Below are 14,232 nucleotides of genomic sequence, written 5' to 3'. Positions count from 1 at the left end.
ACCCCCGTTATTTGATTGCCTTGTGTTTGAATTGTCTTGTAGCACTAACTGCTTCTGTCCAGCCTTCGTATAGATAGTCTGAACGTTTCTTATCCATCTTAGGTTTGATGATCTCACCTTCAGAATAATCTTTCTTGATTTCATCGACATCTTTCCAATAACCAACAGCTAATCCAGCTAAGAAGGCAGCACCTAAAGCAGTTGTTTCCAAATCTTTAGCAGGCTGTACTGGTGTATCTAGGATATCTGCTTGGAATTGTAGCAAGAATTTGTTCTTAGCAGCACCACCATCGACTTTAAGTGTTGGAATATCAATACCAGTATCTTTCTTCATAGTATCGATAACATCACGTGATTGATAAGCCAATGATTGTAGAGTTGCTTTGATGAAATCTTCACGAGTTGTACCACGTGTTAATCCAAATACGGCACCACGGGCATCTGAATCCCAGTATGGAGCACCTAATCCTGTGAAGGCTGGTACGACATAAACTTCATCATCGTTTGTTGAAGCAAGAGCAGCTGCTTCTGAGTCAGGAGCTGAATCGACCAACTTCATAGCATCACGTAACCATTGGATAGCTGAACCAGCAACGAAGATACTACCTTCAAGAGCATAGTAAACTTTGCCGTTGATACCATATCCAATAGTTGTTAACAAATTATTTTCTGATAACTGAGGCTTTTCACCAGTATTCATAACGATGAAGGCACCAGTACCATAAGTATTCTTGACCATTCCTGGTTCGAAGGCCATCTGTCCGAATAAGGCAGCTTGTTGATCACCGACCATACCTGAGATAGGAACTTCTGAGCCGTAGAAATGATAGTCCTTAGTCTTACCATAAACTTCAGAATTTGGACGAACTTCTGGAAGCATTGATTCTGGAATATTCAAAATCTTGAGGATATCTTTATCCCATTTAAGATCATGAATGTTGAACAACATTGTACGACTAGCATTTGAGTAGTCAGTTACATGTGTGTCACCACCAGTTAACTTCCATAATAACCATGTATCAATTGTTCCGAAAAGTAGTTCCCCATTTTCGGCACGTTTTTGTGCGCCATCAACATGATCAAGGATCCAACGAATCTTAGTAGCTGAAAAATATGAATCAATCAAAAGTCCAGTTTTTTCATGAATCATGTCATTATAGCCATCTGATCTTAACTTATCAGCGATGTCACTAGTTTGACGTGATTGCCAAACAATAGCGTTATAAATTGGTAGACCAGTTACTTTATCCCAAACAACTGTAGTTTCACGTTGGTTAGTAATACCAATACCAAGGATTTGATCTGGTTTGATACCTGACTCGATGAAAACATTCGCAATTGTTGATTGTACGGCGTTCCAAATTTCGTTGGCATCATGTTCTACCCAACCTGGCTCTGGAAAATGTTGAGTAAACTCACGTTGTGCGTCAGCAATTTTATGTCCTTTCTTGTCAAAAATGATTGCACGAGTGGAAGTTGTTCCCTCATCAATCGACATAATATAATTTTCTGTCATTACATACACCCCCAGTTCGTTTAATGTAAGCGCTTTTTCAAATATAAGATTACAGCATTGAGGCGATTTTGTAAACAGCTTGCCCAATTGTTTTCACAAAATGATTTTTACAATTATTTCTGAAAGTACTATAAATACACGGTATATAAGCATAATTATAAGTTATAGGCTTTGCTTGTGAATTTTTGAGCGCTTTTTCGTACTGGTTTTTTCAAAGAATTTTACATAAATCTGGAATAATCCGAAGAGTACAAGTGAAACTAACGTTACGATCCAACCTGTTTTCAGACCAGGAACCTCATATTTGAAGACAATATGATGATGTCCTTTATCTAAATCGACTGCCATAAGGTTACCAACTACCTTGTTGATTTTAACTTTTTTTCCGTTATCGTAGGCTTTCCAACCCTTATCATAAGGAACACTAACAAATAGTGGTGAGGCCTTCTTGGCATTGATCGAGCCCTTAATAGTATCGTGTTTCAAATCGGATGTAATTTTCAGAGAATTTGCTTTGAAAACTTTTTTGGAAGCCAAAAATGGTTCAACATCTAAGGTCTTAAAGTAACCAGGACTCACGTCCATCGGTTGTTTAGTGACAACTTGAACATTAACGGCTTGACCATCTTCAAATTTACCAAGCTCCATTACAGCCTGATTTTCAATCAAAACTTGAGATGGATCGATTCTTTTGCCATTTACATAAATTTTAGAACTATTGTAATTGATTGGTGAAACATAGAAATATAGCACTCCATTAGCAGTTGTCGTTAATTGGTAATTGTAACGAGTCTTCTTATTGATGCGTTGCTGTTTCATACTGTCAACTTGGGCGTTACGCATAAATTGAGTATTGGTCCCTGTCAGTGCTTGCCACAACCTGTTTTGATTGTCCAAGGCGCGCATTGGCATCATTTGAAAATCATAAACAGCTGGATCGACCATGAATGCCATTGTTGGAGCATCATAATTGTCGATAATTTTATATTTCTTATTATCCTGACGAATATTGTAATTTATCCCAAATAAAGCATTTGTTAATTCAGTACCGCCGGAGCTACTGATACGTCTGACATTTTTACTGAAGTAGCCCAAATTATTGAGTGTCATCATAGTCTCTTGGTTCAAAGTGGAACTGTACAAGCTCAAACCATTGATATCAAATAGCATTGGGTCATTGTAATTGTTGTACTGTTCAGGGAATGCCTTATTGATACCAGACTTCGAAACGATTATTCGATGACCTGGTTTACTATCATGCTTGGCATCAGACAATGCTTCCGACTCTAATTTGTACTGGCGACTATAAATATGTTGACTACCAAAATCAGCAGTAGCAATAACAGAATCAAAGTTGGCTACCACTTCGAAAATCACTAGCAGTAAGACCAAAAATTGATACTTTTTATCCTTACTAAATAGATACAACGCAAAGCCCGAGGCAACGATACAAATAATCGATACCCAGAAATAATAGCCATTTGTCGTATTATCAGGAGTCTCAAAATTCATTTTCTCGATTAGTTTAGGAATCAACCACAACGTCGTGTAACCAATACAAATCAAAATACCCGCGGTTGAAGTCGATTTAATTAACGCATTCTTATCCTTAAAGGCTCCATCATCAAAGGCTTTGTATGCAATGAAAATACAGATAAATGTGAATATGAAACTATTTCTGAATGGGAATCCCGCCGGATTCTGGAACATATGCCAGATAGTATTGAATGTCGTGATCAGCATACTGACGACTAAAATACCCATGAAAACAGCAGAATTTATTTTCTCTTTTCTGCTGACACGATCACTGAAGAAGTAACTTAGCAGCAAAATCAAAACTGTTGAAGTCATGAACACTGAAGGTCCATGATGTAATCTTTGAATAAAAGTATTTCCACCAATTCCAAGCTGAGTAAAAGCTTCAAATCCAAATCTGAACGATGGCAAATAATTAGTTAAATCAAAATTGCTTTTACCAGTATTGAGCATCCCTGCGAACGTCGGTAGTAAAACGACTGCAGAACTCAATCCCGCTAAAACAGACGTGATTATATAATTTCGAATAATCTGAACTCGATTATCCATCTTTAAAATATCTCGTTCCATAATCAGATAAATGAAGAAAGCTACCGAGAAGAAGCAAAGCATATAGCCGAGGTAATAGTTAAAGATTATTGCAAATAGTAACGCAAAATAATAACCAGCTAGTTTATTACTTTCAACGATTCTCATAATTCCAATAGCGACAAGCGGCAACATGATCAGAGCATCCAACCACATCAGGTCATAGAAATAAGAAGCTACGAAGCCACAGAAACTGTATGCAATCGTAAAAATATAATTGTAGCTGCCAATTTTTTTGAAATACTTACTCAAAAATAATGCCATGGTTACGCCCATGGTCGAAATTTTCAGCATGATCAAAATATCTGCGGCAACAGGTATTTGATAGTTTTTGAATAAAACTAATAATAAATTGAATGGCGATAATAAATAATAACTTACTATAGGAAAGAAGTTATCACCAAGTGACTGGCTGAAGAGATACAAATGAAGATTATTATTGACAAGCTGGCGGCGTAATTCCGTCAAAAAATCAATATACTGTGTACCTAGATCACTACTCAAAAAGTTATTATCTCCGAATGGAACTAACCCCACGCTCCAAAAGATAATCGATATAATAGCTAAATTGATGAAGAAAGCACCTAAATAATACAAACTCTTGTGTTTGCGCATGCGTACAGATCCTCCGATAAGACAATGTAATATTATTGTAAACTAAAACATGTAAAAAGGCCCAGACCATTTTTGGTCTGAGCCTTTTGTTGCTGTCTTGGAGAAATTTGGTTGTGGGTTGGATGTTGGAACACCGAACCTTTTTATCCGTTTAAAGCTTAAAAGCTCTAAAGTAAAAAGCTTCTTTTGCTTATGGTCTAAACGGCAACTCAACTGCAAAGCCCTCCGCTTAGCTACGGTAGTGAAATTGCCGACTTCGTCGTCGATTCCTCTACCTAGGCTATGCTCAGGCTTTTAACGCAGTTGTTTATGCCTCTGCTTTATAAACGGCAACTCAAGCACAAAGCCCTCCGCTTAACCTGATTAGCTGGCTCGCCAACTTCGTTGTCAATCCTGCTAATCCTGTTAATGCTCAGGCTTTTAACGTGCTTGCTTATGCCTCTGCTTTTTCGGCAGAATCGGCTTTCTCCACGGCTGCCCCTGCTAAGGCACTTACATAATTTACTGGTTTATCGAAGTTTGGTTGGAACAAGAAATCTACCATTGATAATTCGTCTATTGTCATTTTCTTTTGGATTGCTACTGACAAAAGATTGGCTGATTGTGCTATATCATATTTGCTTGTTAATGCTCCACCTAATACTTCTCTTGTTTCTGGATCCCATACTAAGTTCATTAGTACTGGTGTTGTTGTCAACATGAACTCTGGACGGTAGTTATCTTCTAATGTTACTGAATCTACTTTTTTACCTAATACTTTGGCATGTCCAGCTGTCAATCCACTTGCTGCATATGATCTGCCAAATAGTTCTACGGCAGAACTTGATTGTGTTCCCATATATTCCATTGTATCTTTTTCAATATTTTTTGCTACTAAAATTCCTTGTCTTACGGCATTTGTTGCTAATGGAATGTATTGGTTATCTTGAGTTGGATTGTAGAATACTGATGCTGCATCTCCGGCTGAGAATACATCTTTCATACTTGTGTGCATATATTTGTCGACGATCAATGCGCCATTTGGTAATGTTTCAAACTTATCTTTGTACAAGTCTGTGTTAGGACGGAATCCGATACATGCAACGGCGATGTCTGCTGTGTATGAGTTCTTGTCAGTATTAACTGTAACTGTTCCATCAGCATTGTCTTCAAATGATTGAACTGTTTCGCCCATTCCAAGTGTTACACCATTATCGAGGTAATCCTTTTCGGCAACTTTTGACATATTTTCGTCAAAATTCTTTGAGAGTACATCTGGTAACGCATCGATCAATGTAGTCTTTTTGCCAAGATGTGCATATCCTTCGGCTAATTCTGCACCGATATATCCGGCACCGATAACGATGGCACTCTTGATACCGTCAGAGTTTTGTCTTAATTCATTAGCATTTGTCCAGTTTTTGCACAATGCAACTTTACTTGAGTGAATTCCGGGAATGTTAGGTACGATAGGTGCTGAGCCGGTAGTTAGAACTAGTTTGTCATAACTTTGTGAAAAACTTTCGCCAGATTCTAGATTCTTTGCTGTGATTTCTTTGTTATCAAAATCAATGTTTGTGACATCGTGTTTCATGTACATGTGTGCGCCCAATTTTGCTAAATCATCGGGACTTGAGTAAAACATTTTATTTGGATCTGATACTCTATCACTTACCCAGAGTGCGATTCCGCATGATAGGAATGACAAATTATCATTACGTTCAAAGACAGATACTTCCCAATCAGGATGTGCCTGTAAAATGTTCATTGCCGCGAATGTTCCTGCGTGTGTACAACCAATAATAGCTACTTTCATATGTAAGCCTTCCAATCTTTGTGATTAATTTAACTAATTTATGAATATATAATATACCAAATGTAAACGTTTTACAATATATTAATGGTATATTTTTTAATATATTATATGTATATAAAAATTCTTATCAAAATTGAACAAAAAATTGAGTATTCCGGTCATATACTGTAATCGTGATAAAGATAAACGGAATGAATTTTGAAGACTCCCCCCATTATTTAACCTATAAAATTTACGTGGTATCCATCCTCTTTGCCACTAATATGAGTAATGTCCCCCCTCAAACACTAACTGACGTTGCCAGTCTCATTCCTAAAAATCCTAATATCTTGTTCGACACCATTGGGTCCCTCAAACAAGATCTAAAAAAATAAAATCCCTCTTTTTGACAAGCTATGGCTCTTCAAAATCCGTTATCTTATCACAAACTGGTTCTAAAATTAGTGTATGACATTATTCTCAGTAAAAATGAGTTTGCTTTCCTCGGGCAAGCTTATTTTTTTGCGCAAAATTTCGAATATATCTTGCATAATGTTGTTTATGGACAAATATAGCATATATGGTAATTATCCTCGATTAACATGTCATAAATATATTAAAATCGTCATATTTGATAGCGTTTTCACAATATATATATTATTATGAATGTATAGATAACTAGAGGTGAATACTATGAAGAAAAATACTAACTTACACAAAATAGGATTGATCTTTAACATTGCTGGATTCTTTTTACAATTAGTAATCTTGGGCAAACTTGTTAAACGCGAGCACATGCATCATAAGCATCACTGCCAACATGGTTGTGGCAAAAAATGTTGCTGTCACCATGGTTTACATCAACACGAGGAAGCATAAGAATATTTAATTATAGAATGAGTCTAAATAGCATTGCGCTGTATGGGCTCATTTTTGCTATACATAATTTTCAGGCGAACAAAAAAAGACCACATCTCTGTGATCTTCATTTAGTGCCAGTTGCAGGATTTGAACCTGTGACCGCCGGTTTACGATACCGATGCTCTACCAACTGAGCTAAACTGGCATATTAATAGTCCCAAGCGGAACTATTAAATTTTATCAATGTAATGGTGTTAATTCAAGTTAGATGGCATTCTCTTTAGTAATCTTTGTAACACCGCCCATGTATGGTACCAAAACATCAGGAATTGTAACTGAACCATCTTCATTTTGATAGTTTTCAAGGATGGCAGCAACGATTCTACCACAAGCCAAACCTGAACCGTTCAATGTATGAGCAAGTTGTGTCTTACCGTTTTCGTCACGGTAACGAATGTGCGCACGACGAGCTTGGAAGTCAAGACAGTTTGAACAACTTGAAACTTCACGATATTTTTCTTGTCCTGGAAGCCAAACTTCAAGGTCATAAGTCTTAGTTGATGAGAAACTTGCATCCCCACTTGATAGAACGATAACGTGATAAGCCAAGTTTAACTTCTTCAAAATGTTTTCAGCGTTTGCTGTTAACTTTTCCAATTCATCAAATGAATTTTCTGGCTTTGTAACTTTGACCATTTCGACTTTGTTGAATTGGTGCATACGAATCAATCCACGAGTATCACGACCAGCACTACCTGCTTCAGAACGGAAACATGGTGTCAAAGCAGTAACGTACTTAGGTAGATCTTTTTCGTCAAGAATTTTTCCAGCAAAGTAGTTTGTTAAAGGAACTTCGGCAGTTGGGATCAATGTTAAGGGGTTTTCATCGACCATAACTGTATAAACATCCTCAGTAAACTTAGGAAATTGGCTAGTTCCGAACATAGCTTCGTTGTTCACCAAGTATGGAGGAATAACTTCTGTATAGCCATCTTTTTGATGTTCATCAAGCATGAAGTTATAAACGGCACGTTCAAGACGGGCACCCATACCTAAGTAATAAACGAAACGACTACCGGCAACTTTAGTAGCTTGGTCAAAATCAAGGATTCCTAATTCTTCACCGATATCCCAGTGATGCTTTGGTTTGAAGCCTTCAGTAGGAATATCTCCCCACTTACGGATTTCTTTATTTGTATTTTCGTCAGGACCAACAGGAACTGAATCGTCTGGCCAGTTTGGTAAACGAACTAAGATATAGTTCATCTTTTCGTCAGTATCAGCAAGTTTAGTATCAAGATCTTTGATGTCCGTACCAACTTTTTTCATGTCAGCAATTTCTTGATCAGCATTTTCTTTGTTACGTTTCTTAGTAGAAATCTCTTGGGAAACCTTGTTTCTCTTTTCCTTAAGAGTTTCAGTTTGAACTAACAACTCACGACGAGTCTTATCATAATCTAATAATTCGTCGATTTGTTCAGCTTTAATTCCTCTGGCAGCTAATTTTGTCTTAGCCCAGTCAGGATCTTTTCTGATCAATTTGATATCTAACATATTTTTTCTCCCTTTTTTAATTGGCAACTCAGGTGCGATGACGCACTTATTCTGCCTCTGATTTAAACGGCAACTCAAGAGCAATGTCCTCCGCTTAACAGGATTAACTAGCTCGCCAACTTCGTTGTCAATCCAGTTAATCCTGTTAATGCTCAGACATTACCGCTCTTGTTTATGCCTCTAATAAAAATTCCAATAAAAAAGACCGAATCATCCCTATAAAGGGACGAATCAGTCATTCGCGGTACCACCCAGTTTCAATGCACAGTCATAGACTTATACATTGCACTTTAAGAATTTATCGGATCAACCCGAACGGAATTACCCGTTAGCCAAGATACTGGAATAGGAATTATAACGATTCACACCAGCCATCGTCTCTCTGATCAATTCACAGTAGGTACCTTATCAGCTTTTTATGTATATTTACATTTTAATTTATTCTATCAAATAATTCAATCTTAATACTTATGTTTCTTAGCAGCTTCGATATCGATTTCATCAAGCTTCAAGAACTTAGTCTTATGTCTCAACTTGTAATAGATCCAGCAAGCAAATAGTAAAATCAATCCACTATAACTGAATAGTAATCTTCCGATATTAAAGTTGACCAATGAACGGATATCTTGACCAATGATAATGATGATACCCAAGACGATTGCCAAAAGCGGACCAAATGGGAACCATTTTGCTTGATACTTCAAGTCATCGAGACTATAACCGTTAAACAAGTATGCTTTTCTGAAACGATAATGTGAGAAAGCTATACCTAACCAAGCAATAAATCCGGTCAATCCACTGGCAGCAACAAGCAATTCATAGAATGAATCACCGTACAAACTAGTGAACAATGCGATACCACCGACTACAGCAGTCAATGTAAGTGAGAACAATGGAACACCACGGTTATTGGTACGTTCGAATGCCTTAGGTGCCATACCTTGTTTACTCATTGACCAAAGCATACGACTAGCAGCATATAAACCAGAGTTGGCAGCTGAGATAACTGATGTCAAAATAACTGCATTCATGATACCTGCAGCTAACGGGATACCAACTTTTTGAAAGACGATCGTGAAAGGACTGATAGCAATGTCACTTGCACCGGATCCCAATAAATTAGGACTTGTATAAGGGATCAAGGCACCAATAACAGCAATCGACAAGATATAGAATAATAGAATTCTCCAAAATACTTGTTTGATTGCCTTAGGAATACTCTTTTCAGGAGTGGCTGATTCACCGGCGGTAATACCGATAAGCTCAGTCCCCTGGAACGAGAATCCTGCAACAACGAATACACTCAGAATTGCCGGTACCCCACCAACAAAGGGAGCCTTCTTATATGTGAAGTTTGTCAAACCAACAAAGTGTTGATTTCCCAAAACTCCTAAGATACTACAGATACCGACGATCAAGAAGACGATAACGGCAGTAACTTTAATTGAAGCAAGCCAGTATTCAGTTTCGCCGAAGGAACCGACTGAGATAAGATTGATGATAAACAGTACTAATAGGAAAGTTAAACTAATTTTCCATGAGTCCCAACCTGGGAACCAGTACTTGATAACTAACGCAATGGTGGATAAATCGACCGCCAGTGTGATAGCCCAGTTGAACCAATAGTTCCAACCGAGCGCAAAACCGAATGCAGGATCAATAAATTTTGTTGCGTAAGTAGCGAATGATCCTGACACTGGCATATATGTTGCCATTTCTCCTAGACTGGTCATTAAGAAATAGACCATGATACCAATTGCAACATAGGCAATTAATGCACCACCAGGTCCAGCCGTTGAAATTGACGAACCACTAGCAACAAATAATCCAGTCCCGATTGAACCACCAAGTGCAATCATGGACAGATGTCTTGTCTTCAGCGACCGGTTTACATCTGTATTTTCCATTATATTGTTTCCCCTATTCTTGGATATAAAAAAATCCCTATTGTCAGATGTACCACTGACAATAAGGATGAAGTTGTTATCCAAATGATCAATAGCTCAACGCACGGAGTGCGACAGTCCGTGACTTATTGAGTCACGACCCAATCAAAATGCCATTAGGGGCAATTTGATTTCGGCATCTTTTCCTTTCATGATCCATCTTTGCAACCTAGCTTGCTCAGAATCACTAATGATAAAAAATGCACCTCTATCTGCATGTAAAGTATTATAAAGAAAAGTTAGGTATGTAGCAAGTACTGATGGTAATAAAATGGTACAATATTTTTTATAAGCGAACAACGCATCCGGGGGTGATTGTTTATGCTCGAAACGGTTTTTCTTGGCAAACAGGATGTGGAAAAATATCGAATGTTAACAGTAATCAAAACCTTGCCCGAATCTCAATTGAACCTCAGCACCATTGGGAATAGGCTCGACTTTACTTACCAGAAGACATATAACATTTTTCAAGCTTTACTTGACGATATTTTTGATATCAATCCACAATTGCGTAAGAAATCCTCAAAAATTGAATCGATCGAATTTGATCAGATTTCAGTAGATGAGTACCGTTTATTCTTGTTTAAAAATTCTATTGTTTTCCAAGCTTTTGATTATGGATTCACCAATTCGAACCCTACATTTGAGAATTTTAGTAATTCTCATTTCACTAGTAAATCGACATTGAATCGTAGAATGTCAAACTTTAGAAAATTGCTCAAGAATTTCGGTCTTAAAATATCTAATACAACATTAGAACTTAAAGGTGACGAGAAAAACATTCGTTACCTGGCATACTATGTCTATTGGTATACTTTCCACGGTTTAGAATGGCCATTTAAATTGGTCCAAGAGGATACTGTGAGAAGTATTGTAAGTAGAGATGATAATCCAACGTACAGTCCTGTAACAGCTCTCCAACTTGAAATTATAGTGGCAATTTCAAGAATTCGATTGATCAAACATCGTTATCTAGACAACATGGTAGGATTCGATGAAGCTTTCGAAAATAATAAACTGGGCAAGGAAATTATTACTAGAGAAGACTACTCGATCGTACCTATGGATAAACTAGATAGTGAAAATAAATATTTGAACTTGTTCAAAGACTTTATTTTCCTACCATCACCATATACATATGAAAATAGGATTGATTTGACAGATGAAATAAATCCTAAATTTTACGATTTGACGAATAAATTCTTTGATGAACTCCGTGATAAATATTGAGCAAACTTTAGAATTGCATCTGATAGCGGTTCGGTAAAATCGTTGGCTTACAGTATATTACGAGTAATCGTAAAATATTATGTCATTGCGCATGAAGCTCCAATTAGAATGGGCCAGTATACGCGATCTCCACAAGACTTCAAGACGTTGACCTCCATATATCAAAATATATACGACTTTTATTCAAATATTAGTCTTGAAGAATTCGGCGGTATCAAAACCTCATCAGAGAGTATCGCTCACGACTTATACAAAATAATGATCAACCATATTATGGCTGTCCGTGAGAGTGATATGCTCCATATCAAGGTATTGGTAGATTCTGGTAATCCTGTAGCGGGACTTATATACCACAATCTTTCAGCCTTGGAATTCATCAAGGTGGTTCCAAACACTGAATATGAAAATGTTGATATCCTAATAACTACACTTGACGTCTTCCCTGATTATGAAGGACGAGAAAAATACCCTGACGACATGATCGTGATTCCTTGGAATTCGACGGCTGTTAGGTCAGAGTATATTTACTTGTTAGTTAGACTTTATCGGATATATACAGAAAAGTTACAAAAGAATTTTGACGAGAACGGTAAATTACATTAGTGATTTATCGTTTTTTTGTTTCTTAAAACCATTTTTCTTACCTGTGAAATATAGGAAGAACCACAACCCTACAACTAGGATTACTAATAGAGAACCAATGATAACGATCCATCTGATCGGGCTCACCGACTCATTAGTCGATTCATTCAAGGCCTCAATTTTTCCTTGAGTAATTTTCAACTTATTGGTAAAAGTTTTTTTATACCCAGCATCAGAAGTAATGGTCAATTCAGTACTATAAACTCCCGGTCTCAATGGTTTTATCGGAATAAAATATTCAAACTGAGAGTTTGGAGCAAATTGTAAGTTTTCAGCATGATACTTAATTGGTTTTGATCCACGATGCTTAATTACCGCATCCATTTTGACACCATTAACATTGATTGGTGCCGTATTATTGAACGCAAATGAGATACCTTTAGTATCGTTAAACCCTTTTGGCGCACCACGAAGAAGATTCATCTCCGGAATTACTTCTGCATCATTATCCGAATGCAAGACTACCCCTTTGACATATCGAACTTGATTTTCAATATCCATCTTGCTCGAGCGTGAGGCACTGACATCTGCAGTTGTCGTGATACCTCCAAGGATAATTCCTGAGAAAGATTCTTCCGGCGCCTTTATTTTGAAAGAAACTTCTTTAGCTTCACCGGATTTAACTTCAGATTTTATTTTGCGTTTGCCTTCTACCAACGAAGACAAGGGCTTATTCTGGCTCTTATACAGTTTGGCATTATATTTATCATAGCCAATCGTTCCGGAATTTGTTGTATAAGCATTATTGATTTCAGTTGTTATCGTAAGATCTTTTTTACCAGTATTGGCAATCAACAGCTTCAAGGTTTCTTCTTTACCTGGTTCAACATGCAGATCAAAGTAAGAGACGCCTTTGTTTTGCTGCGTATCTGGCAAAATTGCTTGAATTGAATATGACTTATTTTCAGCGGCGTTTGCAATATTACCGACTGAAAAAATTGTCACCAATCCTAAAAGTAATGAAAGTACGAATACAAATTTTCTCATATTATCTCCTCTGATACCAAATACCCCAAAAAATCAATATTATTAATGAGGTCAAAACCCCAATAATCAATAAATAGACGACCGTTTTGTCATAAATCAAATCTTTGGCTTTGGTATTGACGCTGTTTGCTTGTTCAGCAGTTATCGTCAGGTTTTTCTTGAAATTCCACGTGCCAGAAGCACTACGAGCTTTACCTTCTACCCAATAATTGCCAGCTTGGATCGGTGATTGTTTTTGATTGAATTCTAAAGGAATTTTAGAATTGGGAGCAATCTTAGCAAAAGTCACATCAGTAATATCCTCTTTGGAGTCAATTCCCAGTTTGTTATACCAGTTATTTTTCTTTAATCTGATTTGGACAGTCTCATTTTTCAATACGACGGCCTTATCATTGACTAAATTGACCACAATATGAGGTTGCTCGTTAATAATTTTTGGCGTGACATCATTGATTTTAAAATCACCTTTTGTTGATGGCTCACCTTCATTCAAGTAAACGCCCACACCAGTACTTCCGTCATTTGGATTATCAACATCAAAAACGTTGAATCCCCCAATGACAGTCCCTTCGAGAGTGTCATCTGGAAGACGGACTGCGAAAGTTAAATCTTTTGTTTGATTGATTTTTAGTTTTACAGTTTGACCCTCGGTCATGTCCGCAAAAGCAACTTTCAATCCGTAGTTACCTTTTTCCACGTTTTGGCTAAAATCTATTTTTCCATCCATCGATGTTGTTGCATTAGTTGGCTCAACTCGAAGCTTGATCGGCATATCACCGAAGTTCGTGACCGACAATTTTAATTTTGTAACTGATCCTGGATTACCTTTGACCACGAATCGGTCGGGCATCTCGGCGTTATCGATCAATGGCGTGACCGAAACGCTCCTAATATCAGCTTTGACTGGATCAACATTCATCAAAATTGCCAGGATAAACGCCACAATGGCAACCAAAATAAAAAGTGCTTTTCTACTTTTCATT

At 37.2% G+C, this 14,232-nt stretch carries 9 protein-coding genes, 1 tRNA gene and 1 riboswitch; of the genes, 2 read left to right on the top strand and 8 right to left on the bottom strand.

Going from position 1 to position 14,232, the window contains the following annotated elements:
• Positions 1 to 7: 7 nt before the first annotated feature.
• The 6 genes from glpK to EKM63_RS02860 all read right to left on the bottom strand — a co-directional run bounded on the left by glpK (position 8) and on the right by EKM63_RS02860 (position 10,351).
• A complete protein-coding gene (gene glpK / locus EKM63_RS02885; protein WP_125703552.1) occupies positions 8 to 1,516 on the bottom strand; it encodes a glycerol kinase GlpK in 1,509 nt (502 codons plus the stop codon).
• Between the two features lie 162 nt (positions 1,517 to 1,678).
• On the bottom strand, positions 1,679 to 4,255 hold the full coding sequence (locus tag EKM63_RS02880; protein ID WP_125703550.1) for a YfhO family protein: 2,577 nt from the start codon (positions 4,253 to 4,255) through the stop codon (positions 1,679 to 1,681).
• A 433-nt stretch (positions 4,256 to 4,688) separates the two neighbouring features.
• The gene (locus EKM63_RS02875; protein ID WP_125703547.1) at positions 4,689 to 6,050 is read right to left on the bottom strand and encodes an FAD-dependent oxidoreductase; all 1,362 of its coding nucleotides are present in this window, start codon (positions 6,048 to 6,050) and stop codon (positions 4,689 to 4,691) included.
• Positions 6,051 to 7,022: 972 nt separating this feature from the next.
• Positions 7,023 to 7,095 (bottom strand) — tRNA-Thr (locus EKM63_RS02870).
• A 59-nt stretch (positions 7,096 to 7,154) separates the two neighbouring features.
• Entirely contained in the window at positions 7,155 to 8,444 is a 1,290-nt protein-coding gene (serS, locus tag EKM63_RS02865) for a serine--tRNA ligase (RefSeq protein ID WP_125703545.1), read from the bottom strand.
• Between the two features lie 461 nt (positions 8,445 to 8,905).
• A complete protein-coding gene (locus EKM63_RS02860; protein ID WP_125703543.1) occupies positions 8,906 to 10,351 on the bottom strand; it encodes an amino acid permease in 1,446 nt (481 codons plus the stop codon).
• A gap of 84 nt (positions 10,352 to 10,435) precedes the next feature.
• Positions 10,436 to 10,609: riboswitch (Lysine riboswitch) on the bottom strand.
• A 102-nt stretch (positions 10,610 to 10,711) separates the two neighbouring features.
• Here EKM63_RS02860 and EKM63_RS02855 point away from each other — a divergent pair.
• Entirely contained in the window at positions 10,712 to 11,620 is a 909-nt protein-coding gene (locus EKM63_RS02855; RefSeq protein ID WP_125703541.1) for a helix-turn-helix domain-containing protein, read from the top strand.
• Between the two features lie 42 nt (positions 11,621 to 11,662).
• Positions 11,663 to 12,223 (top strand): hypothetical protein, encoded by a 561-nt coding sequence (locus tag EKM63_RS02850; protein ID WP_125703539.1) that lies wholly within the window; start codon positions 11,663 to 11,665, stop codon positions 12,221 to 12,223.
• On the opposite strand, the gene EKM63_RS02845 is transcribed toward EKM63_RS02850, so the two are convergent.
• On the bottom strand, positions 12,215 to 13,249 hold the full coding sequence (locus tag EKM63_RS02845) for a DUF916 domain-containing protein (RefSeq protein ID WP_125703537.1): 1,035 nt from the start codon (positions 13,247 to 13,249) through the stop codon (positions 12,215 to 12,217). The genes EKM63_RS02850 and EKM63_RS02845 overlap by 9 nt on opposite strands.
• A gap of 1 nt (position 13,250) precedes the next feature.
• Positions 13,251 to 14,231: a WxL protein host-binding domain-containing protein gene (locus EKM63_RS02840; RefSeq protein WP_125703535.1), complete on the bottom strand. Its 981-nt coding sequence runs from the start codon at positions 14,229 to 14,231 to the stop codon at positions 13,251 to 13,253.
• Between the last annotated feature and the right edge of the window lies 1 nt (position 14,232).

The sequence above is a fragment of the Companilactobacillus mishanensis genome (genome assembly GCF_003946505.1).
Taxonomy (GTDB): domain Bacteria; phylum Bacillota; class Bacilli; order Lactobacillales; family Lactobacillaceae; genus Companilactobacillus; species Companilactobacillus mishanensis.
This window is presented reverse-complemented; position numbering and strand designations above follow the sequence as displayed.

Excerpts from the sequence above, each read along its gene's own strand:
- glpK (WP_125703552.1), bottom strand. The coding sequence starts at position 1,516 with ATGACAGAAAATTATATTATGTCGATTGATGAGGGAACAACTTCCACT.
- EKM63_RS02880 (WP_125703550.1), bottom strand. The coding sequence starts at position 4,255 with ATGCGCAAACACAAGAGTTTGTATTATTTAGGTGCTTTCTTCATCAAT.
- EKM63_RS02875 (WP_125703547.1), bottom strand. The coding sequence starts at position 6,050 with ATGAAAGTAGCTATTATTGGTTGTACACACGCAGGAACATTCGCGGCA.
- serS (WP_125703545.1), bottom strand. The coding sequence starts at position 8,444 with ATGTTAGATATCAAATTGATCAGAAAAGATCCTGACTGGGCTAAGACA.
- EKM63_RS02860 (WP_125703543.1), bottom strand. The coding sequence starts at position 10,351 with ATGGAAAATACAGATGTAAACCGGTCGCTGAAGACAAGACATCTGTCC.
- EKM63_RS02855 (WP_125703541.1), top strand. The coding sequence starts at position 10,712 with ATGCTCGAAACGGTTTTTCTTGGCAAACAGGATGTGGAAAAATATCGA.
- EKM63_RS02845 (WP_125703537.1), bottom strand. The coding sequence starts at position 13,249 with ATGAGAAAATTTGTATTCGTACTTTCATTACTTTTAGGATTGGTGACA.
- EKM63_RS02840 (WP_125703535.1), bottom strand. The coding sequence starts at position 14,231 with ATGAAAAGTAGAAAAGCACTTTTTATTTTGGTTGCCATTGTGGCGTTT.